Source organism: Cognataquiflexum nitidum, assembly GCF_022538055.1.
Taxonomy (GTDB): Bacteria; Bacteroidota; Bacteroidia; order Cytophagales; family Cyclobacteriaceae; genus Cognataquiflexum; species Cognataquiflexum nitidum.
In genome coordinates this window covers 52,538-75,749 of the sequence record NZ_JAKZAM010000015.1, presented here as the reverse complement: position 1 = coordinate 75,749, position 23,212 = coordinate 52,538, and the positions used below count along the sequence as shown (strand labels likewise).

The following is a 23,212-nucleotide window of genomic DNA, read 5'->3' as shown; positions in this document are numbered from 1 at the left end:
TTGCGTCTTCATTTTAAATACCTTTATTCTTTGGTATTCCGTACCCTTATAATATGACTCATAATCTAAAAATCTACAACACTCTTTCCCGCAAGAAAGAAGATTTTGAACCGATCAACCCGCCTTTTGTTGGTATGTATGTATGCGGTCCTACCGTATACGGAGATGCGCACCTTGGCCATGCGAGACCGGCAATCACCTTTGATACTGTCAATAGATACCTTACACATCTTGGCTATCGTGTACGCTATGTCCGCAACATCACAGATGTAGGACATTTGCAGGGTGATGCAGATGAGGGCGAGGACAAGATTGCCAAAAAAGCCAAATTGGAGCAATTGGAACCGATGGAAGTGGCACAGCAATATACTGACACTTACCACAGGGATATGGAGGCGCTCAATACATGGAAACCGAGCATTGAACCTCGGGCGACCGGGCATATTCCTGAGCAGATCACTTTGGTCGAGAACATTTTGAAAGAAGGTTTGGCGTATGTGGTCAATGGTTCGGTATATTTTGATGTATTGAAATACAATGAAACGTACGAATATGGAAAGCTTTCAGGTCGGGTTTTGGATGAGCTGATCAGCGGAAGCCGTGACCTTGACGGACAGGGTGAGAAAAGAAATTCTGTTGATTTTGCTTTGTGGAAAAATGCTTCTCCCGAGCATCTGATGAAATGGGAATCTCCTTGGGGCATGGGCTTCCCGGGTTGGCACCTCGAGTGTACGGCCATGAGTTCGAAGTACCTTGGAAAGCTGTTTGACATCCACGGAGGCGGGATGGATTTGATGTTTCCGCACCATGAATGTGAAATAGCGCAAGGCAATGCCTGTAATCATCAGGATCCGGCCAAGTATTGGATGCATAACAATATGATCACCATCAACGGGCAGAAGATGGGCAAATCATTGGGTAATTTCATTACCCTTCAGGAGCTTTTCAAAGGAGACCACAAACTTTTGGAGCAGGCCTACAGCCCGATGACCATTCGTTATTTCATACTGACGGCACATTATCGGTCCACCTTGGATTTCTCCAATGATGCCCTGAAAGCCGCCCAAAAAGGATATAAAAAAATCATCAATGGTTTACGGATTGCGAAGAAACTCGAATTTGTAGCCGCGGATACCATGGCATTGGATACAGATCAGATCAAGCAGGTCCTAAGCAGCATCAGCAACGCTTACCGTGCGATGGATGATGACTTCAATACAGCTCAGGCCATTGGTCATATTTTCAATTTGCTGAAAAAAATCAATTCTATCTATACCGGTCAGTTGCATGTAGCTGTATTTGGTAAGGATATTTTTGACCAAATGATCCAGACCTATGTAATTTTTGTTGAAAAAATATTGGGTCTAAAAGAAGAGGTAGCCAATAACCAAGAAGGGTTTTTGGATGTTCTATTGAAGCTTTACTCCGAATCAAAAACAGCCCGCAACTATGATAAAGTGGATGAGATCCGGAATGGATTGAAAGATTTGGGAATAGTGGTTAAAGACATGAAAGACAAAATCGATTGGGCATATGAGGAGTAGTTGGGGAATATACATTCTTGCATTCATCTTACTTTGGTCTTGTAGCGGAGACAAAACAACAGACACTGTTCAAGTGCCTATTGTATACAAACCTGTACCTGATTTTGTGGCCGACTCTGCTTATGCCTACATTCAAAAACAAGTGGATTTTGGCCCAAGAGTTCCCAATACGGAACCGCATAAAAAAACAAAAGAGTGGTTTGTCCAAAAATTCGAAAGCTTTGGGTTGGACGTTCAGACACAAGATTTTCAGGCCAAAACTTACGATAACCAATTGTGGAATTTGACCAATGTCATCGCTTCATATAATCCCTCAGCAAAGAAACGGGTTTTATTGGCTGCCCATTGGGATACAAGAAGAATCGCCGACAAGGACACCGAAAGAATTGACGAACCAATAGATGGTGCCAATGATGGGGGGTCGGGTGTAGGTGTACTATTGGAGATAGCTAGGATTATCAGCATTTCGGAGCAAAAACCTCAAATAGGGATAGATTTTATACTTTTTGATGGGGAAGATGACGGAGAGCCTGAGCATACAAACAGGCCAAACAATTCCCAGATTTGGTGGTGTCTCGGTTCTCAGCATTGGTCTAAAAATCCTCATCAGGCAGGCTATTCAGCCTACTACGGCATACTGGTAGACCTTGTCGGTGCCAAGGGGGCAAGGTTCTATAAAGAGGGAAACTCCATGCGCTATGCCAAAAACATTGTCAATAAAGTATGGAATTTTGCCTCAGAATTGGGATATTCAGACTTCTTTATCATGGAAAATGCTCCCGAAATCATCGATGACCATGTTTTTGTCAATAGAGATGCGGGGATTCCAATGATAGATATTATTGAATTTTCCCCTAGGGCAGGATTTGGACATTACCATCATACCCATATGGACAATATGGAAATAATCGATAAAAGAACGCTTAAGGCAGTAGGCCAGACAGTTTTATTCACTGTATTCCAAGAATAAGAATCCTAAAAACCACCACCAAATCATGAAAAAAGGCCATCAGGTTACAATGAAAGAGATCGCCAAAAAACTTGGCGTGTCGGTCTCTACTGTTTCCCGGGCGATGAAAGACTCGCCAGAGCTCCATCCCGATACCAAAAAACGTATTGTGGAGATGGCCAAAAGTATGAATTACCAGTATAACCTTTTGGCACAAAGTCTCAGGATCAGCCGAAGCAAGGTTTTGGGTGTTATAGTTCCTGAATTGACTTCCCATTTTTTCTCAAGCAATATCAGCGGTATACAGGATACCGCTTATAAGCGTGGCTATAATATTATGATATGCCAGTCCAACGAATCCTTCGAACAGGAAAAGGCCAACATCCGGACTTTGGTGTCTTCGCAGGTTGACGGTCTATTGATTTCCCTTAGCCGCGAAACCAAAACGTACGAACACCTGCAGGACATTTATGACCGAGGAATTCCTTTCATCATGTTTGACAGGGTGACCGAAGAAATTCCTGTTTCCAAAATCACGGTGGACGATGCACATGGCGCCTACTTGGTAGTAAAGCATCTTTTGGATCAAGGATGTAGAAAAATAGCTTATTTCTCGGGACCCGAGGACTTATATATCAGCAAAAAGAGAAAAGAAGGTTACCTTGAAGCCTTGGCGGAATACGGTATTTCGGAAAAAGAAAGCATGGTTTATTTTACTGACCTGACCCCTGAGATGAACCGCAAAGTAACCTTGGAAATGATGGAAAGCGGAGATCTACCGGATGCAATATTTGCAATGATTGATCCTGTGGCAGTCGATGTCATGATAGTGTTAAAAGAAAAGGGCATCAAAATTCCTGAGCAAATCGCACTTGCCGGGTTTACAAATAACCCTACCTCGGCAGTGGTAGAACCTTCACTCACGACGGTTTCGCAGCCCGGATATGAAATGGGGCAACTCGCTGCCAATCATTTACTTGACCAGTTGGAAGAAATCGTACCTGACGATCCGCAGTCATTTGTGTTGTTGACCACCTTAGTTCCCCGCAATTCATCTAAGAAAAAAACTTAAAGCCTCAAAAGGCTTTTTTTATACCCAAACCAGCCTATGCAACCTGTCTTAACCTCCAAAACATTTGGATTTACTCCCAAAGGAGATGAAATCCATCTATTTACGCTCAGCATTCCCGATCAAATTGAGGTTTCCGTAATGAACTATGGCGCGACTTGGACGCATCTTTTGGTTCCTGATAGAAATGGGAAAATGGAGGACGTGGTGTTGGGGTTTGATACTTTGGAAGGCTACCTTCAAAAAGATTATCAAGATCATTATTGCTATATCGGGTCGACTGTTGGAAGGGTTGCAGGCCGCATTACAGACAACCGCTTTCATCTAGATGGAAAAATATATGAACTTCCGTCCAACTTAAACGACATTCACCTCCATGGCGGAATGGAAGGGTGGGATAAGAAAGTCTGGAAATCAGAACCATTTGAAACCCATAATTCGGTGGGAGTCACTTTTTATTACCAAAGCCAAGATGGTGAGGAAAATTATCCTGGTACCATTGATGTATGGGTGACTTATACTTTGGATGAAACAGGGCGGATGGAAATCAGCTATAAAGCAAGTTCTGATGAAAAAACCATCCTCAATCCCACCAATCACACCTATTTTAATTTATCGGGTGATTTCTCCAAAACAATCGAGGGTCACGGATTCTTTGTAGACGCTGAGAAATATCTTCCAATGAACCAAAACAGCTTGCCCACAGGCGAAATCGCAAACGTCGGAGGGACCCCTTTTGACTTTAGAAACCTAAAACCAATCAGCGAACCTATTCACCGGGAACACCCCCAAATAGAAATTGCCGGAGGAATCGACCATTGCTTTGTCCTCAACCAACCTGAGGATTGCGCCGTACTTTATGACCCAGAATCAGGGAGAAAATTGACCCTTTCCACCACCGAACTCGGACTTCAAGTGTATACCGGTAATTATCTTGGAAATGATTTCAAAGGGAAAAATGGCCTTACTTATGGCAAAAGAACAGCGATCTGTCTGGAGACGCAACATTTCCCGGACTCCTGCAACCATCCCGAGTTTCCATCCATACTCCTGATGCCGGAAGAAATATTCCAATCGAGAACACAGTTTGTATTTACGGCAGAGTGAATATTTTAAAAATGAAGAAACTAATCGAGTCCACCTTCAAGGATTTGTTCCAAAAAGAACCTTTGACCGTTTATTCTCCAGGAAGGATCAACCTGATCGGCGAGCATACAGATTACAATGAGGGTTTTGTGATGCCGGCAGCCATAGATAAAAAAATGATTGTCGCCATCGCTGCCAACCGTACCCGACAAGCGAAGGTTTATTCAGTCGATTTTGAGGAGGAATTCGCCTTTAATCTTGATTCTTTTGGTCCAAAGAAGGGTCATTGGGCGACTTACATCATGGGAGTCACTGCCCAATTGCAACAAGCCGGATATGCTGTTCAGGGTTATGATATGGTTTTTGGCGGGGATATTCCAGTGGGTGCAGGACTTTCTTCTTCTGCAGCATTGGAAGCCGCTGTCGGATTTGCTTTGAATACTTTGTTTGGCTTTCATATTCCAAACCGCTCATTGATCCATTATGCACAAAAGGCAGAACATGTTTTTGCAGGTGTTCAATGCGGCATTATGGACCAGTTTGCCTCAGTGATGGGCAAAAAAGGCCATGTCATCCGCTTGGATTGCAGGTCAATGGATTCCCAATATTTTCCTCTGAACTTGCCTGATCACAGCATTTTGCTGATTGATACACGTGTGAAGCATTCCTTGGCAGATTCTGCCTATAACAAAAGAAGACAGGAATGTCAGGAAGGTGTCCTAGCGGCCAAAAAAAATAATCCGGAAATAAAATCTTTACGGGACATGGATTTGGCACTCTTGGATACTGTCCAAGCTTACATCAGCCCAACAGTTTACGACAGGTGTAAATACATCATTGAAGAAAACGACAGGGTTGTGGCGGGTTCTGAATTATTAGACCAAAATGACCTGAATGGTTTTGGAAAAAAAATGTATGGCTCCCACGAAGGTCTTTCTAAGCTGTATGAAGTGTCATGTGAGGAACTTGATTTTCTGGTTGATTTCACCAAGGAACTTGATTATGTATTGGGCAGCCGCATGATGGGAGGCGGATTTGGTGGCTGCACCATCAATATTGTCGAAAAAGCAAAAGTCAAAACCCTCAAAGAAAATATCCAACCTGCTTTTGAAGCCCAATTTAATGTGACTCCAAAGTTTTATGAAGTGAGCTTGGAAGATGGGACTGGGTTGTTATGATCTTTCTTATTATCATTTCTTGTTAATGTTAATTTCATCTTTTTGTGATAAATTTAGGTATGAAATATCCTGTTTTAAAAAAATATCTGATTCAAATAGCCGAGCGATTGACGCCTGAATCAACACTAGAAGACGTTTATGACCAACTTTCTTTACTTGCGGACATCGATGAATCCGAATTGGAGGAGGAAAAGGGTAAAGTATTAAGTCATGAAGAGGTAATCAATAAATCACGGGAATTGCTAAAATAATCTGAACAAATAAAGCATTTGGTCAATTAGAAAGAGCCATTAATTATATCCGAAAAGAACAAGGCCTTTCTTATGCTGAAATAGTATAAAATAAAATTTTAGGAAAAATAACGCTTCTTGAATCTTCTCCTGAAATGGGAACATTAGAACAATTATTATCCCATAAAAAAACTGAATATAGATTTTTAATAGTCTGGAGCTTTAAGATCATTTATAGATTTTCAAAAGACCAAATAACTATATCCAGAATTTTCCATACCTCGAGGAATTCTAATAAATTGAAAGGAATTTGACAATTTATTAGTTTTTTTATTTAGGTTTTACTCACTCCACCACCAAGACCCAATCCTGCCCTTTTCCACTGGAAGGAGCTTTTACTGAATTTTTTCCTTTTGTCAATTCGGTTCCTGAAAAAGGGAAACTAACACCTGTTCTCGGGTCGTACCAATTGGCTTTCAGAGTTTTATTTTTCATTTTGGAGAAATCTACTTCCACGCTTTTTCCGGTAGGGAAATATATCATCGCATTAGATCCTTCTGTATCCCTTGTGGCAATGACAAAATGTTCATCATCCTCCTGTTTGCTCACCACCATGTCATCATCAGGAATTCGGTTAAAATAGGCCTTGGAGAGTATCAGGTTTTTGAGATGCTTGACCTGATTGGCCATTGGGAGATCCAGAGAAACTTTCCAGGGTCTTAAGGGTGCATTGACAGGCTGTCGGTCCAAAGTAAACATCTGCCATACAGCATGGCATCCATAAGTCTGTCCGGCACCGCCTGCAAAAACATTCCAATACATGATTCTTCGGATATCATCCGGGTTGCTGTAGCCAAGCTCTTTGGCATTGAAGCAGTTGGGATGTTCTTCGTAGAGCGGTTCGCCGTCAAGAGTCGGTTTGGTAGGATTCAGTCCATAATCGTGACTGATGATTCGGTAGGTGGGTTGATTGGGGCAATGTCCCGTTTGGTGCATGTTGAAATCCAGCCAATCTTCTTGATGGAACCATGTCGAAGAACCTGCCGGACGGTGTGGCTGTGAATGAAAAGTCATCAAAATCGGATTATCCGTATTGGCTGAAGCTTGGATTCCTTTTGCCATCTGATTCCAGACTGACACATCATCAGCGTCTTTTCGAGGATTGCGGTCACCTCCCAAAACCCAAATCAGGTTTTTCTTTCCTGCATACCTTGCTCCGATCCATTTTCCATAAGTGTAGGCATTCTCTTCATTGAATATTTCCGGGCCCATTCCCCAACTGTCTTTATACAGCTTGTCACCCCAAGTAGGTAGAAGGGCTATATGGATTCCCTTTTGCGCAGCTAAATCAATGATATAATCCACATGCTCCCAGTATTTTTCATTGAAGACCAAAGGTGTAATCGAGCTAAAAGGGATTTCCCCATAGGAATTTGGTGAATTTAACCCATCCAATTCTGCCAAGGCCACGGCCTGAACAATATTGAATCCCTGAGATACCCTTGTATCAAGATAGAATTCAGCTTCTGCCCTATCAGTTCTATGAAACAATTCCCAGGCAGTATCCGCCATCCAAAAAAAAGGAGAGCCGTCAGATTGGGCAAAGAACCTTTTGTTTTCTGATATTTTGATTGGGCCACTTACCTGAGCAAAACCGGGAACCAGATAACCCAAAAAGAGGAAAATAAATACCATCTTTTTCATGATGGAATTTACAAAACAAAAGACAAAAAAAAGCAGCCCTTTCGGACTGCTTTAAGGTATTTAGTGTGCTGCAGCACCTGCAGCGACTTTTGAGTTTTTCTGCCAAATAAAGAAAATCGCAAACAAAACTACCAGGATTGCCGGGAATGTTACCATTTTGAGCAAAGTTGCCTGGCCTGCAGCCAATTCAAGTGCATCACCTGCCAAGCCCAAAGCGGTTTGATCAGCCCTTGAGTCATCTATCCATCTACCGATGATAGGTTGGAAGATGGCAGTGGAGAACATACCCACACCACCGATAATTGACATCCCCAATGCACCACTGAGAGGTACTCTTTGGGCAACAGCACCTACCATGACAGGCCAGAAATAACAAACGCCTATGGCGAAAATTACCGCTGCAAAATAGGACATAGAACCTGTGACGGTGCTAAACATATAGATACCTAAAGTAGCAAAAATAGCACCGCCAAGTAGGACACCTGTCTGACCTAGAGATTTCACAACCGGTCCTGCAAAGAACCTGCCGACAGCCATAATTCCGGTAGTCAAAGCGAGTATTAGCATTCCACTTGCGCCACTTGCGCTCATGACAACGTTTACCCACTGCTGAGGTCCAAACTCCGAAATGGCTGTAAGTGCCATACAGAAAAATAAGAAAATGAATACAGGAGAAAACATTGCTTTGATGTTACTCGAGATGGAAGTAACTCCCTCCACTGTTGGCTTTGGAAATGCTTTTCCAAAAAACAGGAATGCATAGATCAAAGTAGGAATCATCAATACCCACATTTGCATTTGCCATCCCATTCCAAAATCTGTCATGAATTTGGATATCAAACTTCCCAAAACTATACCGCCGGGAAACCACATATGGAATCTGTTGAGCATTTTGTTCATTTTGACCCCGGAATACATATCCGCAATCATCGGGTTACAGGCAGCTTCGGTACAGCCATTACCAAAACCAATAAAAAGCGTAGAAATCAAAAGCCCTGTATAGCCTCCTGCATAAATCGTCAACACAATACCCAAGGTATGTGTGATAAATGCAATTTGCATGATGATTTTGGGACCAATAGTATGGTAAAATAGCCCCCCTAAGATCATGGAAATCGGAAATCCAAGAAACCACATGGAGTTAATAAATCCGAGCTGTTCGGCAGTCAGGCCAAACTGATCTCCGAGCTGAGGCAAAATACCCGCTCGGATTGCGAAAGTAAATGCAGTCGTAATGAGTGCAAAGCAACTTGCATTGAATAATGCTGTCTTGTTGATATTTTCGTTCATATTAATTGGGTTTAAAAGGTTGGAATTGACTTTTAAATTGGGTTGATTTTAATAAAGACGGAAAATATAAAAAATTTCAGGTATAGCGATGCCCTTTCATAAAAAATTATGGATCCAAGGATTTGATACTAGAAAAAATCTGAAATTATCAATCAAACACAACAAGATTTTGTGTGATTTTCTGTGCTAATCCAAACCTCGTGCTGATGATTCTCAAGGTTACTGTATATGAACCTACTGGTATTTCTTTACCTCTTACCAAACCATCCCACTGACAAAAAGCCACTCTTGATTGTATTTCGTTATTTTCACAGAAATGGATCAGTTCTCCATTTCGGTTGTGAATCCATATTTGTGCTTTCTCAACTGCATCATTTACATACACTTCAAAATGCTTATTGACATCATTCAGGTTCATCCCTGTGGTAAGGATGGCCTCGAAAGTACAATCTTCGAAAGTAGAAAAAGAGGACTCAAAAACACAACCATCTGCATTGGTTACGAATAAGGTATAATTGCCTTCGTTTCTGAGATTCAATTTTGGCTCATCCGAAACAAACTCACCATCGAGAAACCACTCATACGAGTCAAAAATCCCGGGGTTTACAATCTCACCATAGTTGGACTCCGTGCAAATCGAATAAAAAGGTTTTATGTCAGGTCTTGTTTCATCATAACTTTTCAACACGAGGATCAAATCTCGTCCTATCTCACAGCCAATACGATTGTAAACCACAGCCTCATATGTTCCTTCTTCAGCAACTTCTATTTCTCTTTCGTCTGCAAACTGTGTCAAAATAGCTTGCGTCCCATCAGCTGCAATGAATATCCACTCTATCCTATCGACTTCTTCAAAATCTGATTCTAATAAAACGGTGGCCAATTGTCCTTCGCCACAGATCAATCCCGCAGTCAATGTCATATCAACTTCAAAAACCGGGGGTCTCACTTCAAAAGGTTTTGGATTGAAACCACAAAGACTTGAAGCCCTAGGCTGTACATCCAAAGAAAAATTACCATAAGCTGTCGGATACCACATTTCTCCCCTTCCAACGATCTTTAGATTTTCATCATACCACCTTATCGACACTGTGGAAAGATCTGCACCAAACAATTCTGCCTTGTATAGTTTATTACCGAAGCAATCCTCACTCTCCAAAACAGGTTCAAAATTAGGAACAGCTACATTCACCACAGAGAAAGGAATCGTCCGGGGGCAAAATTCTGGATTTAGATCTAAGCTAGTCCCTGTCAAGGTATAATTTCCTGATTGGTTCAAAACAAACACTTCACCTGCGTTTTTGGTCTCTGTCTGACCCGATGGGCTGATCAAGGTAAATGCTAAATTCTGATCAGTAGAAGGAATAAAATCAAAATCTCCACAAATTGTAAGTTGTTCAGGAATAGTAAATGGCACGAATTCTTTCACCGGAATATCCAGAATTCTGTTTTCAGGAAATTTGCATCCCGAAGGAGAAATTATTTCTATAGCATAATTATTTCCCGGAACAGAAACATCAAAGGAACTGACATTGGATATTACCCCTGAAAAAAATATAGCCCCGGATGCTTCTACTACTCTATATTCTCCTGTATAGGGTCCATTCAGTAAATTTACCCTGATAATTCCATTTATTTTTCCTGTTTCTGAACATGACTCTCCGATTTCGACTACCTCAAACATCATGTCGGGAACAGGATTATTATTCGGAATAATTATAACTTCAGATCTGTTACAACCATCTAATTGGGTTTCTACGACATAAATTCCCGGGTAAAGGTTAGAAAAAGACCGAGTTTCTCCAGCAGAAAGATCCGCTTCCAACAATGAAAGCTCATTGATTCTCAGAAAATCCAAGTCCGATTGGGCTGTAAACAAAAAGCCTCCATCCTGCATATTGCAACCAGAAGCAGCCACTATATTGGAATATGTAAATTCAGCTTGGTTTTTTAAAGAAAAACTGATATCTCTTTCCGATACACAATCAGGGTATTGGCTATCAAGCGCTCTAAAAACAGCCCTGTAATTTCCCGGCCCAAAAAGATCCTCCTCTGAATCCAAACTCAGAGAGAATGCATTCCCAAGTTCAATCAAATCCGTTTCTCCGATTTTCTGAATCAACCATTGGCCCGAGATAGGAGTATCTAACGCAAGCTCAACGGTTTCGCCCATACAGACCTCCGGACTATTGATCAACAAACGAAAATCCCTTGGCTGCCCCACGTATGTCCCACCGTTTATTTGACAATCGGTACCTCCTAATGAATTTGTCAAAAACAGTGATATAAAATAAAACCCTTCATCCTCTACACTCAATTCATTTTGATTTCCAATAATATCTCCAGAGGAATTTGTCCACTCAAAAGTGTATTGATTGATATTCGGAGTGGCAGGATTGATGGCTGTGAGTAATCTTGGTGCGCTTCCGCATAATAAATAATCAGGCTGGAGGACAATTTGGGGGCCTTGGATTACAGAAAGAGTTTTTGATGCGCTGTAAATGATATCATTACCCCTTCTTACCCTTAAAGAGACTGTATAAACCCCAAGTTGGGAAAACTGAACACTGATATTTTGGAAAGTTGCGCCTCCATTTCTTGTGAAATGTTCTCCTCCTGAGGGATTTGTAATCACCCAATCATACACATCTGTGGTGGGTTCACCACCTCCTGAAAAATCAGCTATGGCACTGCCGAAAATGACACACAAATTATCGGGACCTGACAATACAGGGTCTACAAAAAAGCCTGCCATATTTACAGGAAGATCAGGCTCATTTCCAAAAATTTGTTCAATTCCTGAAAAGAAAAAGAGCAGACCCAAGATAAATCGCAGCCTTAAAAAGTAGGAGCATTTTTTCATAAAACAATCATTACATAGGTGGTATATCAGCGAGATAGTGTGATTCAAGACCAAAAATCCAAAAACCAACATCCCAATGTACAACACAAAAACAATACCATTAATATCCTTCTGCAAAAAATTACAACTCAAAATTATCGGTCTAACGTTCTTATTATCAATGGAAAATATGGTGCAACTACACTTTTAAAATTAAAATTGTTTGTATGACAAAAAAAACCATCCAACCTTCAAAATCAAATACCCAAAATCCTGAATGGGTCAATCAACAACTGTAACTGAGCTTATTATGGATTTAGAAATATTTTCAAAATTATTTTTATAAATGATCTTGACGGAATAATTCCCAGGCTGAATTGACTGTCCATTAAATTCTCCATTCCATTCGCAAGAGTCCATTCCAGAATCAAAATTTTGCTTGGTACAATGGAAAACCATCTGACCCCAATTGTTGAAGATATAAACCTCAATTTGATCAACCAAAGAATTGGAATACACCTTAAATGGTCTTGAAACATCCTTTGTGCTCATTCCGGTGGTATGTCTGACTTGAAAAACGCATTCTTCCTTTACTTCAAAGAAAGTCGTGAATAAACAGCCTTCAAAACTCGTCACGGTCAATCTGTAACTTCCTTTCTCTGATGGTGAAAATGTAGGTTTGTCATTCACCAAAACTCCGTTCAAAAACCATTCATACTTTAAGAAAGAACCCGGATCGATAGATACAGCATTTCCCAATGAATTACAGATGATATAACTTTCTTCGACCTGAGGCCTATTTTCATCCATACTTTTCATGAGGAGGATTAAGTCACTTCCTAAAAGACAACCCAGATGGTTTCTCATCTCCACCTCGTATGTACCTTCTTGAGAAACCACGATTTCTTTCTGATTTGAAAAATTTACTATTGAGACTCTATTCCCATTGAAATCTGTAAAAAACCAATTGATAATGATTGAAGGGGAAAGATTGGCCTCTAATATAATAGAAACGCTTTCTGTATCCGGACAGTATGGCGAGGATACAAGTTTACCTTCCAATTCAAGTACAGGCTTACTTATTTCAAACTTCTTTTTGTTTGGTCCAGGACATGGAAAACTTCCTTTTGGTCTTACTTCCAACTCAAAAATACCGAAACTCTGTGGGCTCATGAATTCTTCAGTTCCGACCAACTCCCCGACTTCATTGTACCAAAAAAAATCAACTTCTGCAACAGGTTTGCCAAACAAGTTTGCTGAATAAACAAGTTTTCCTTCACAGTTTTGTTCAAAAATTTCGGGTTCAAAATCCACTGAAATATTTTTTATTACCTGTAATTTTTTTGTAACAGTACACAAGGCAATATTGCTGTCGGCACTTTCACCTGTTATGGAATACTCCCCATTTTCTGATATTAAGAAACTTTCACCTTTCCCATAAGTATTTGAGGTTCCATCCGGATTGATAACTGTGAATTTCAAATCCAAATCCGTAGTAGGAATAAGTTCATAAGTTTCGCAGACAACCAACTGTTCAGGCACTTCAAAGAATGCCAAATCCTCACTTTCTTTTATGCTGACAAGTGCTCTGCCGATCTCACAGGATAAATCATTGAATACAACCGCCTCATAGCTACCCGGCCTGCTGACAGAAATCCGGGTTTCATTTTCGAATTGTTCCAAAAACGATATTTTCCCCAATAAATCTATGTACAACCAAGAAATGGTTTTAACTGACTCTTGATCTGTTGAAAGAGTAATCTCGGAAATCCCTCCCGGACAAAGTGCTGAAGATTGAAGAGATAACTCTACCTCTAGAACTTCACGATCGATTTTAAAGGATTTTGGAGGTGTTGGGCATGCCTCCGAGTTTTTAGGCTGCACTTCAAGTTTAAATTCTCCAAAAGTAGTTGGGAATAAAAACTCTTCTGTTCCGACTATTTCATTTTTTTCATTGAACCAAGTAATATTAAACCTGCTTGGATCGGCCCCAAAGAGATTAGCAACATACTGCTTATTACCAAAACAATCACTTGAAATCAATTCAGGTTGATAATCGATAGGATTGGAAACAGTCACAAATAGCGTTGTTTCTTTTGGACACAATCCTCCCTGAGAATCGCTTTCAAATCCCAATAAAATGTATTCCCCGGATTGGTCAATTCTAAAAGCATCGTCTTTGGATTTTGTCACCTTAGAATTGTTTGGGTAAGTCAAAGTAAATGACAGATTTTGATTTGTAGTTGGGGTTAAATCAAAATACCCGCAAACATTCAATCTATCAGTTATTGAATAGCTAACCTGAGGTTTGCTACCGATTACAATTCTCTCAGTTTTTGGATTGACGCAGCCTGTAGTTTCACTGATTTCGACAAAATAATTCCCTGCAGGAGCTAAAATCGAAAATTCTTCAACATCAATTAAATCTCCTTTTTTCACTACTCCACCTGTTGTTGTCAAAAGTCTGTAGGTCCCCGAGAAATTTGCTTCAAGCATTTTGATGTGGATTTGACCATCAATTTTTCCGGAAATATTACAGGATTCTCCGACCACTTCCTTTATGGTGTATTCAAGGTTGGATGGGGGGTTGGTTAGTGGCAAAATAGCTCCTTTTGATCGTGAACATCCATTCAAAGCACCTGAAGCAGCATATAATCCCGGTGACAATCCTGGGATTTTTATTACTTCACCTTCGGTAAGGTTTCGGAACGTGGCAAAAACAATCCCATCTCTTCTTACCCTCAAGATATCCAAGTCAGTCAAAGCAACGATTTCCAAAATCCCATCGTTGGAACCACAATTTTCTGAACCCTTTTCAAAGCTAATATTGAAATTGCTATGCTGGTTTACAGTGAAATTTACAAAATCTTCAGTTTTACAATATTCGGAAGCACTGTTATCTACTTCAAAAATTATCTTATACAAGCCGGGGCCCTGCAAATCCCTACCCCCAACAATCTGCCATTTATTGCCTTTTCCAAGAAATACTTTGTCATCAGTACCTTCTTTTTGAAAAAACCAAGATCCGAAAACCGAATTTCCTGCAGAAACAATTGTAGATTGAGATCCTTCACAGACCTGATCTGTACTAATTGTCAATTGGTACTCCTTAGGTTTATAAACGTAGGTAGTAATTGAAAATGGACAAACTTGCCCTCCTATTTCATTCAGGGTAAAAAATTCAACATTATACTTATCCTCTTTATTGACTTGGATACTGTTACCTGTTCCAATAAGTTGGCCGTTTCCATCATACCATTCTATTTGAAAAGAACTGAGGTTAGGTGTGTTTGGATCCAATAATGTCAGTGTGGCTGTACCATCGTTACATAACAGATATGAATTTTGTATGACTAAATCTGCCTCTTTGTTTATGATGATTTTTTTTGTTCCGGAATATACTTGTTCTACCCCTCTTCTTATGGTCAGTTGGATTTCAAATTCGCCTTGTTCTGAAAAGGTATGACTGAAAGATTGAAATCCACCTTCCCTTTCAATCAGAACACTTCCGTCAGTTTTGATAATTTTCCATCGAAATACATCTGAAACTAAACCTCCACCAAAAAATTCCCCTATTATACTTCCTTGATAAAGACACAATTTTTCAGGTCCTGTTATTCCAAAGTCGCTGAGTGTACCAGATAAAATAGCAGAAACTTCTCCCGGATTTTTATGATCCAAATCTGGTTCTATAGAGGCAATTCCCGATTGCAGGGACAAAAAAAGCAATAGAATTGCAATGAGGTGATTTTTTAAAGTTTTCATTTGCGAGATAGGATAAAGATTCAAAAGAAACCTTGACCCAAAACTACAGTATTTTAATTATATAAAAAAATATTTATGTATTTAAAATACATTATTTTAAATATAAAAAACATTTATATGTATAATATCTGCTCAAAAAAACCTTGAGGTATTTAATCAAAATTATCTTACAAACCTCCAAATCCCATCAGCATCCTCTCCCACCCATTCGTAATTTGACTCATTGAATGTTTTGAGTAATTCTGGGTCATTAATTCTATTTTTAATGATGTGATTGACCATCATTCCACGCGCTTTTTTGGCAAATAGACCGATAATTTCATATTTACCGTTTCTGTATTCCTGAAAAATAGGCGTGATGACTTTCGGTTCCAATATTTTTTGATCCACTGCTTTGAAGTATTCATGGGAAGCAAGATTCACTAAAGTTTCCCCTTTAGCAACTTCATTAATGGCTTTGGCGATCCTTGTACCCCAAAACTCGTAAAGATTTTTCCCATTTTTATTCTCCAAACGAATCCCCATTTCCAAACGATAAGGCTGAATCAAGTCCAGAGGCTTTAACATACCATACAATCCAGAAAGAATCCTGAGTCTTTCCTGGGCAAATTCAAAATCTTCTTTTGAGTAATTCTCGACATCAATTTGCATGTAGACATCTCCTTTGAAAGCCAAAAGTGATTGTTTTGAATTTTGGATTTCAAATTTTTTTTGGAAATCCACAAAGCGCTGCTTATTCAGGACTGCTAGGTTTTCACTGATACCCATTAAATTTTGTAGATCCTGTATGGATTTTTTCTGCATTATTCTGACAAGCTCAAAAGTTTCCTTTTGAAAGTCAGGCAATGAATATACCGGGAATTCTGAGGTACTTAAATCAAGTGTTTTGGCAGGGGAAATAAGGGTAATCATGCTGTATTTGAAGTTTACTCAATGACTAAAATAGATTTGGTGATTTTGTTGGTGACGTTTTGATTATTGCTCTTGTAATTAACTACTACTGGATACACACCGATGGGGACATAAGTTCCATTTACTGATCCATCCCAACTACAAACAAAAGTATCACTATTAATGTTTTTTTGCTCGCAATAGAAAATCAGCTCTCCCCATCGGTTGAAAATAAACACTTCCAATTCATCAACAAAGTCGTTGGCATAAACCAAGAAATGCCTATCAGGCCTGCTTGGAACGATGGCATCAGGGAAAATTACCCTTAATGCACAGTCTTCCACAACTTCAAAGCTTATAGTGTAATCACAACCAAGGAGATCCGATACGGTCAATAGGTAATTGCCGGGCAGTGTAGGCACAAATACAGAATCCGTAGAAACTTCATTGCCTTCAAGTTTCCATGAATAGAAGTCATATGTACCGGGACGAAGCTGTACAGTCACATTTTCAATTGCACAAATGGTGTAGCTAGGCGCCAATACTGGAGGAACGATAACCGACCTCGAGATCTGAACTTGCTCTCTTGCCAATTCACAGCCAAAAACACTGTTGAGCACAGCTTCAAATACTCCTGTGTCAAATACGGTAATGGTTTGTTGATCCGTAAACCCGGGTAAAGGTGTCCTTACTGAACCGAGGACACTAAACCATAGAATTTCATCAACATTGGTGAAATCAGCTTCTATATTGATGTTAGCGAATGTATCTCCCTCACAAAATTGTTGGGCCACCAAATTGACTTCTAGATTTTCCAAGAATTCCTCAACCTCAAATTCTATTGTTCTTTCCGGGCACAATCCACCACTTCTTGGCTGTACTTCAACAGAATAAACTCCCGGACTTGCCGGGAAAAAGACCTGATTTCTACCTACAATGTTTCCATTAGAATCTCTCCAATAAAAATTAGCATTGTTTGGATTGAAGCCAAAAAGAACTGCCTGATAGGAAATTCCCAAATCACAGTCTACAATTGGGTCACTCAAGGAGAAATCAATTGGACTGTTTATTACTGCTTGAATCAGGCTCAATTCGCTTGGACACAAAACCCCACTTGGATCGATGCCACGGACTGTGTAAACACCTGTAAACTCAAAAGTAAAACCACCGTCTTGGTCAGGACTGATCAACTGTCCATTTGGACCCCTTACCTCATAGTTTAGATTATTCTGAGAGATAGGTACCAATACATAAAGGGCGCAAGCTGTGACATTGGTAGGAACCGAAAACTCAACTTGGTCGGCATTATCAATAATATAAGAAACCGGATCAGGAAAAGCACAATCGACATCATCTATCAGAGTCAGATTATAGGTTCCATCCGGTAGTGGGACATTGATAGTAGTTACACCAGTGAAAGTTCCTGTAAACTGCTGACCATCCTCTTGTCGGATTAATTGGTAAGAACCTGATTGTGGACCCAGGTTAAAAACAATATCCATTGATCCAAAGTCCACTCCAGTTGCCGAACAAGTCTCAGGGTTGGCTGTGATTTCGTAATCAGAAATCCCCACAGGTGGATTTAGGTTCCTGACAACTACAGGGAGTAAAAACTCACAACCTGAATCACTTGTAGCTACCAGTGTATAAACTCCCGGCTCAAGTCCGGTAACCACCGGCAACACATCTCCCGAACTAACATTTGTAAAGGTTTGACCTGTTTCAACAATCCTGACTTCATCCGCATCAGCCAACATGGTTATTTCAAAACTTCCATTTGCCGCGACACAATCATCCGCATCAGTCAAAACGACAACTTCAAATACAGGGATCGGAAAAACAATCAATTCCAATTGCTTTTCGATAATACATCCTTCTAAGATTGGATCTTCTGTTATAAATATGATGTCATAAACCCCAGGAGAAGGCAGGGTATTTGGAATCAAGTTCAGCTCAAAAAATTCACCTAGAGGAATCCTGTTTACTGTCCCTTGAACTTGATAAAACCATTGTCCGGAGATGGGAGTGTTGGGTGCGAAAACAACTAGGTTTTCATCGTAACAAACCTGCTCTGCTGTTTGGGTCAGGTCAAATTCGAAGGCAGGCCCAACAAAAACCGAAGCTTCAGAAGGGCAGGGGTCAAAAAAGGCCGGATCTACGCCTGCACCCGGTCTATGAGAGACTGTTACAGTGAAAATACTTTCTTCATTGACTATGATGGTATTTGAGTTTTGGTCTCCAAATAACTGCCCTGCAGCGTTCCTCCATTCGAAATCATAAAGACCCTCAGCAGGATCATAACCATCTATGGCAGTAAGGCTTATCGGAGTTCCCAAACACAAAGTAACGGCTTCAGGCAAAGTGAGAGTAGGCGGAGCTATGACTAAAACATCAAGCCTTCCTTCATAAAAATCAGGATCGCCACAGCGGTCTACCCTAAGATCAACAGTATAAAAACCAGGTCTGGTAAATTGATGTTCATAAATTTGAAACTGCTCACCAGGTCCTCCAAAGTTATTTAACTCCACGGTACCGTCCTCATGGGTTATTGTCCAGAAGTAACTGTCAATATCGGATTCGCCGGCACCTTGAAACTGTCCTATTACCCCATTTTGTGGATCAAGACATAACTGAGGGGTTCCTGAAAGCAACGGATCCGGAATACTACTTCCTGACTGTTGTACAAAAGACGGTAATCCAAGGTTGCTTGTTCCGGTCAATGGAGGAGAACCCATTTCATTATAAATACTTACGTTACAATCTGAACCGGCATTGATTGATCCCAACATGTTTTGACCTGGACGTGCTACATAAATTTGTCCATCCGGACCTATCTGTAGCGCACCAAATGGACCCGATGTACTTAAAACTCCCCTTACCGGTGAATTCAAAATACATGCTTCTCTTTGTGGCCTTGTATTGGCATTATCAAAACAAGCCGCACATGCCAAAGGTGTGGTACCAGTTTGCTCTGGAGCCTGGATCAAAAACTCCTCCACTTTCCCCCCGCCACCTAGAAAGGAGACATAAGCCCGACTGCCATCAGGAGAAAATTCCATTCCGTAAATATCCTCTCCATTGCAACCCAAATCCAATAAAGCATACTCTGTCATTTCTCCATTCTCAGGATCGAAGTCAAATATTTCCAATCGGCTACAAGCCCCATCTTGAATAGTAACAGCGACCTTGGTCCCATCAGGGCTGAATTTCATAGTACCCACTCCTGTATTGAAACCATGATTGGATCCAACAGAACTAAATACCGGGCTACCTATACCAAATATGGAAACCGGATATGCCCTAAAGGTATTGTTACCGAGTTCGTGAAATAAAACCCATGTGGTATCTCCAGCTGCAAGGGCCGCTGAATGCTCCGTGCTTGGACTGAAAAGAAAATTATCTTTGCTTACTACATTACCTACCCCGTTGGGGTTTTCGACCTTGATATCAACAACTGAAAACTTTACCTGATTGCTGCCGTCTGCTGCAGTTTGAGTAGTAAAGAGGTAAAAGATGGTCTCGTCTTGAGGAACAGGTATAGCCAATACACTTTGGGAAGAAAGGTTACTTCCACCTATGCTATCTCCGTTTTCCATGACATTGCCATTAAGATCCCACACAGTCTCTCCGTCTGTAAAAAACAAAACCTGCCCAGTTTCATCTGAAATCGTGGTGGTACCGGCGGGAATGTTCTGATTATGGCTGACTGCTCTAGGTGTAGGTCCGTTGGGATCATTGGGATCAGGATTAAAATCCAATCCGGCACCATCACCAAAATACCAAATGTTATTGCTTTGGTCATTTAAATCCCAAATTCTAACCCTGACACTACCATAAGCATAGCATTCAGAACCAGGTTCTCTCACCAATACCCAATACAAACCCGGCAAATCAACACAATTATCTTTGGTTGGTCTCCATTCCCGGATATTGGACCAGAAATATTCATAAGTTCCACCTCCGCCTCCCCCGCCACCTTGGCCATCACCAGCTTGAACTTCAAGCATTGATCCAATGTCCACACATGCCCCTTCACAAACTGTGGTATCCTGCGCGCTGAATTGAACCTGTAATTCGTTGGGCAACAAAGTGATGGTTTTGTTTACTGTCTGTGTGGTTCCGTCTGCAAATGTTACGGTCAGGGTAACATCTATGCTCTCGTTGGAAGTAGCTTCCTCGGGGATCAACAAATGTTCCTGGGTAAAATCAATATCTACAGGTGCTCCATCTTCATCTGTCAACGGTGGATTAAAAGTCCACTCAAAACTTACAGGTCGGAAGTTCTCAGGAGTAATCAGACTTGTCAACTGTATTGGATTGTTAGAGCAAGGTTCATCCGGGTTCCATTCAAAATCCACTGTGGCATTGATATTTTGATTTGGGGCAAACTGAGGGAAAATCCTCCCGCAAAAATCAGTTCCGTCAAATAGATCTTCTTCCAATTCGATTTCAGCGAGGTCGACTACATCGGGATTTTCTACTCTGCCTATCAGCTGCGGGCCGCCTGCGACCTCCTCGTAGATATAGTAAAGCCTGCCATCAGGTCCAATTTTGACGTCATAAATCTGAAAAACATCGTTTTCAAGCGGGATTACCTCGGGAATTGCCGTCAAGTCACTCAAGGGTACACGCAACAACTCGTCTCCTCTGGAGAAATAAATATAATCTCCATCAGGGGAAAAGGAGGCTCCTCCAAAATCATTGGCATTGCTTGACTGGGTGATAGGCTCAAGGGCACCAAAAGATCCAGTGGCAACATCAAAATCCACAACCACGATATCTTCGTTAGGATCTTCGGGTATTAATATGATTTTTTGGGAAGCTTCATCAAAAACCATAAACTTTGGTGTAAATGGTACCGCCGCATTTGAATTGAGTATAAATTCACCGGGATTGGCTCCTATCCTTCTGGACACAATCGAACCTCCTTCGATACTAATCAGGTAAGATGGAGATTGAGGGGTCTTTACGACCATGATTGGTCCTGAGACAGCACCCACGATGACTTGGTCTTTCTCTATGATCTCACCCAAGGGAGGTTCATTCCCAACTGCCTGGCCCGGTGCATTCATGTCAATCAGGGCATATTGCAAATCTCCTACGGGGTTTACGTAAAAAATATAATACAACCTATCTCCCTGAGGATCATAACTCAATACACCAATGGCCAATTCTTGCTGTCCGTTGATGTTCCCGTCAATGCCCGGAGCTACACCTTCGAGCACCTGATTGTTAGCGTCATAGACCAAAACTCCATTGGAATAAAAAATAATGTTCCCAGAAATTGGATCAATGGCAACAGCGTTGTTATTTTGTCCAATAATCACCCCGCTTGGAAGATTCCTTACTATTGGTTCTTCACCTTTTCCAAATGAAAGAATGTTGTTTTGGCCTGTTCCACAATCGCCAAATATCCATTCATTATTGTTAAAACCTTGGGCGTATAGGGGTGCGGCATTGAATACAAAGTTCAAAATTATTAGCGCACTAAAAAAAAAGGAAATTTTTATGGAATTACTTAGGCTTTTCATAATTTACACGTTGCGTTTAAAACAACAAAACGTTTTGGACGTTGCAAAGGTGAATCTAATTGCTAACATAACGAATTACAACTTGCAAAGGTCTTTTATCCACCGTCTTTTTTTCGTTTCCTTTATTTTTATGGGAACAATGACATTGCAGGCACAGGACCCGCAATTCAGTCAGTACTATGCAGCGCCTCTATATCTTAATCCTGCCTTTACGGGATCCGAAATGTTGCCCCGCATCGGCGCGAACTACAGAAACCAATGGCCCGGGCTTCAGGCACAGTTTACTACTTTCTCAGCATACTATGATACCTATCTTGATGATTATAACAGCGGAATTGGTTTTATGGTTATGAATGATGTAGAAGGCGGTGCAAAATTAAGATCTACTACTGTTGCCGGATTGTATTCATATGAACTCAGAGTAGGCGAAAACGCCTACTTCCGTCCGGGTGTTCAGGCTGCTTACATCCGGAGGGACATCGGTTTTTTTGAAAACCTCATTTTTGCCAACCAGATTAATCCGGCTGACCCCTTGGGGCCTACTTTACCTAGTACGGATCTTCCCGGGTCAGGTGACCCTGTAAATTTATTATCCCTTTCTTTTGGTGGACTTTTTTTTACTGACAAATTCTGGTTTGGTCTCTCTGCACACCATATCAATGAACCAAACCAATCTTTCTTAGAAGGAGTAAGTCCATTACCTGCAAAATTTTCCATTCATACCGGATACAGAATCTCCTTGGGTTCCGGTAGTTACCGCTCTGATTTTACGCATCAAAGAAAGCAAAGATATCTCCTTCCTACCTTGAATTACAAACGTCAGGGCCCTTTTGAGCAACTCGATATAGGCGCTTACCTCCATATGGAGCCCTTGAATCTCGGAATATGGTACCGTGGGCTCCCTTACAAACCTGTAGAAAATCAAAATAACCGTGACGCCATCGTCATGATGATCGGTTTTAACCTTCCGACAGGAATGAGTATGGGATATAGTTTCGATTACACGGTATCTCAGCTTGGCATTCAATCAGGTGGTGCCCATGAGGTCAGTATTTCGTTCCTTTTGGCTGACAAAAACCAAGGAAGAACACGAAAAAGGGATACACTCTTACCTTGTCCAAAGTTTTAGGCTG

The 23,212-nt window shown here is 40.9% G+C and carries 14 protein-coding genes; 8 read left to right on the top strand and 6 right to left on the bottom strand.

Translation table 11 applies throughout. The features are described from left to right. Positions 1-53 precede the first annotated feature (53 nt). From cysS to MMU07_RS21850, 7 genes are all read left to right on the top strand, one after another. Positions 54-1,544, top strand: a complete 1,491-nt coding sequence (gene cysS, locus MMU07_RS11850) for a cysteine--tRNA ligase (protein WP_241126087.1) — start codon at positions 54-56, stop codon at positions 1,542-1,544. After that, positions 1,534-2,514 carry a M28 family peptidase gene (locus MMU07_RS11845; protein WP_241126086.1) on the top strand — a complete coding sequence of 327 codons (981 nt, stop codon included), beginning with the start codon at positions 1,534-1,536 and terminating at the stop codon, positions 2,512-2,514. The genes cysS and MMU07_RS11845 overlap by 11 nt, the downstream gene beginning before the upstream one ends. A 25-nt stretch (positions 2,515-2,539) precedes the next feature. Beyond that, positions 2,540-3,565: a LacI family DNA-binding transcriptional regulator gene (locus MMU07_RS11840; protein WP_241126085.1), complete on the top strand. Its 1,026-nt coding sequence runs from the start codon at positions 2,540-2,542 to the stop codon at positions 3,563-3,565. A 36-nt stretch (positions 3,566-3,601) separates the two neighbouring features. Beyond that, entirely contained in the window at positions 3,602-4,669 is a 1,068-nt protein-coding gene (locus tag MMU07_RS11835; RefSeq protein ID WP_241126084.1) for an aldose epimerase family protein, read from the top strand. An 11-nt stretch (positions 4,670-4,680) separates the two neighbouring features. Beyond that, positions 4,681-5,826, top strand: coding sequence for a galactokinase (gene galK, locus MMU07_RS11830; protein WP_241126083.1), 1,146 nt, complete (start codon positions 4,681-4,683; stop codon positions 5,824-5,826). Between the two features lie 59 nt (positions 5,827-5,885). Next, the gene (locus MMU07_RS11825) at positions 5,886-6,077 is read left to right on the top strand and encodes a hypothetical protein (protein ID WP_241126082.1); all 192 of its coding nucleotides are present in this window, start codon (positions 5,886-5,888) and stop codon (positions 6,075-6,077) included. Between the two features lie 95 nt (positions 6,078-6,172). Further along, positions 6,173-6,370 (top strand): type II toxin-antitoxin system RelE/ParE family toxin, encoded by a 198-nt coding sequence (locus MMU07_RS21850; protein WP_418884514.1) that lies wholly within the window; start codon positions 6,173-6,175, stop codon positions 6,368-6,370. 31 nt (positions 6,371-6,401) lie between these two features. Here the strand turns inward: MMU07_RS21850 and MMU07_RS11820 are convergent, their stop codons facing one another. The 6 genes from MMU07_RS11820 to MMU07_RS11795 form a co-directional block, all read right to left on the bottom strand. Continuing rightward, the gene (locus tag MMU07_RS11820) at positions 6,402-7,760 is read right to left on the bottom strand and encodes a glycoside hydrolase family 140 protein (RefSeq protein WP_241126081.1); all 1,359 of its coding nucleotides are present in this window, start codon (positions 7,758-7,760) and stop codon (positions 6,402-6,404) included. A gap of 60 nt (positions 7,761-7,820) precedes the next feature. Then, a complete protein-coding gene (locus MMU07_RS11815) occupies positions 7,821-9,050 on the bottom strand; it encodes an MFS transporter (RefSeq protein WP_241126080.1) in 1,230 nt (409 codons plus the stop codon). A 148-nt stretch (positions 9,051-9,198) separates the two neighbouring features. Next, the gene (locus MMU07_RS11810) at positions 9,199-11,913 is read right to left on the bottom strand and encodes a hypothetical protein (protein ID WP_241126079.1); all 2,715 of its coding nucleotides are present in this window, start codon (positions 11,911-11,913) and stop codon (positions 9,199-9,201) included. 261 nt (positions 11,914-12,174) lie between these two features. Then, positions 12,175-15,657, bottom strand: a complete 3,483-nt coding sequence (locus tag MMU07_RS11805) for a gliding motility-associated C-terminal domain-containing protein (RefSeq protein WP_241126078.1) — start codon at positions 15,655-15,657, stop codon at positions 12,175-12,177. Positions 15,658-15,819: 162 nt separating this feature from the next. After that, positions 15,820-16,569 carry a peroxide stress protein YaaA gene (yaaA, locus tag MMU07_RS11800; RefSeq protein ID WP_241126077.1) on the bottom strand — a complete coding sequence of 250 codons (750 nt, stop codon included), beginning with the start codon at positions 16,567-16,569 and terminating at the stop codon, positions 15,820-15,822. 14 nt (positions 16,570-16,583) lie between these two features. Beyond that, on the bottom strand, positions 16,584-22,022 hold the full coding sequence (locus MMU07_RS11795; RefSeq protein ID WP_241126076.1) for a gliding motility-associated C-terminal domain-containing protein: 5,439 nt from the start codon (positions 22,020-22,022) through the stop codon (positions 16,584-16,586). 139 nt (positions 22,023-22,161) lie between these two features. Between MMU07_RS11795 and MMU07_RS11790 the strand changes: the two genes are divergently transcribed. Next, positions 22,162-23,208 (top strand): PorP/SprF family type IX secretion system membrane protein, encoded by a 1,047-nt coding sequence (locus MMU07_RS11790; protein WP_472843677.1) that lies wholly within the window; start codon positions 22,162-22,164, stop codon positions 23,206-23,208. The last annotated feature ends 4 nt before the right edge of the window (positions 23,209-23,212 follow it).

Bases quoted from the DNA above. Each gene is read 5' to 3' on its own strand.
- MMU07_RS11840 (WP_241126085.1), top strand. From the start codon at position 2,540: ATGAAAAAAGGCCATCAGGTTACAATGAAAGAGATCGCCAAAAAACTT.
- MMU07_RS11810 (WP_241126079.1), bottom strand. From the start codon at position 11,913: ATGAAAAAATGCTCCTACTTTTTAAGGCTGCGATTTATCTTGGGTCTG.
- MMU07_RS11845 (WP_241126086.1), top strand. From the start codon at position 1,534: ATGAGGAGTAGTTGGGGAATATACATTCTTGCATTCATCTTACTTTGG.
- MMU07_RS11805 (WP_241126078.1), bottom strand. From the start codon at position 15,657: ATGAAAACTTTAAAAAATCACCTCATTGCAATTCTATTGCTTTTTTTG.
- yaaA (WP_241126077.1), bottom strand. From the start codon at position 16,569: ATGATTACCCTTATTTCCCCTGCCAAAACACTTGATTTAAGTACCTCA.
- MMU07_RS11815 (WP_241126080.1), bottom strand. From the start codon at position 9,050: ATGAACGAAAATATCAACAAGACAGCATTATTCAATGCAAGTTGCTTT.
- galK (WP_241126083.1), top strand. From the start codon at position 4,681: ATGAAGAAACTAATCGAGTCCACCTTCAAGGATTTGTTCCAAAAAGAA.
- MMU07_RS11835 (WP_241126084.1), top strand. From the start codon at position 3,602: ATGCAACCTGTCTTAACCTCCAAAACATTTGGATTTACTCCCAAAGGA.
- MMU07_RS11825 (WP_241126082.1), top strand. From the start codon at position 5,886: ATGAAATATCCTGTTTTAAAAAAATATCTGATTCAAATAGCCGAGCGA.
- MMU07_RS11820 (WP_241126081.1), bottom strand. From the start codon at position 7,760: ATGAAAAAGATGGTATTTATTTTCCTCTTTTTGGGTTATCTGGTTCCC.
- cysS (WP_241126087.1), top strand. From the start codon at position 54: ATGACTCATAATCTAAAAATCTACAACACTCTTTCCCGCAAGAAAGAA.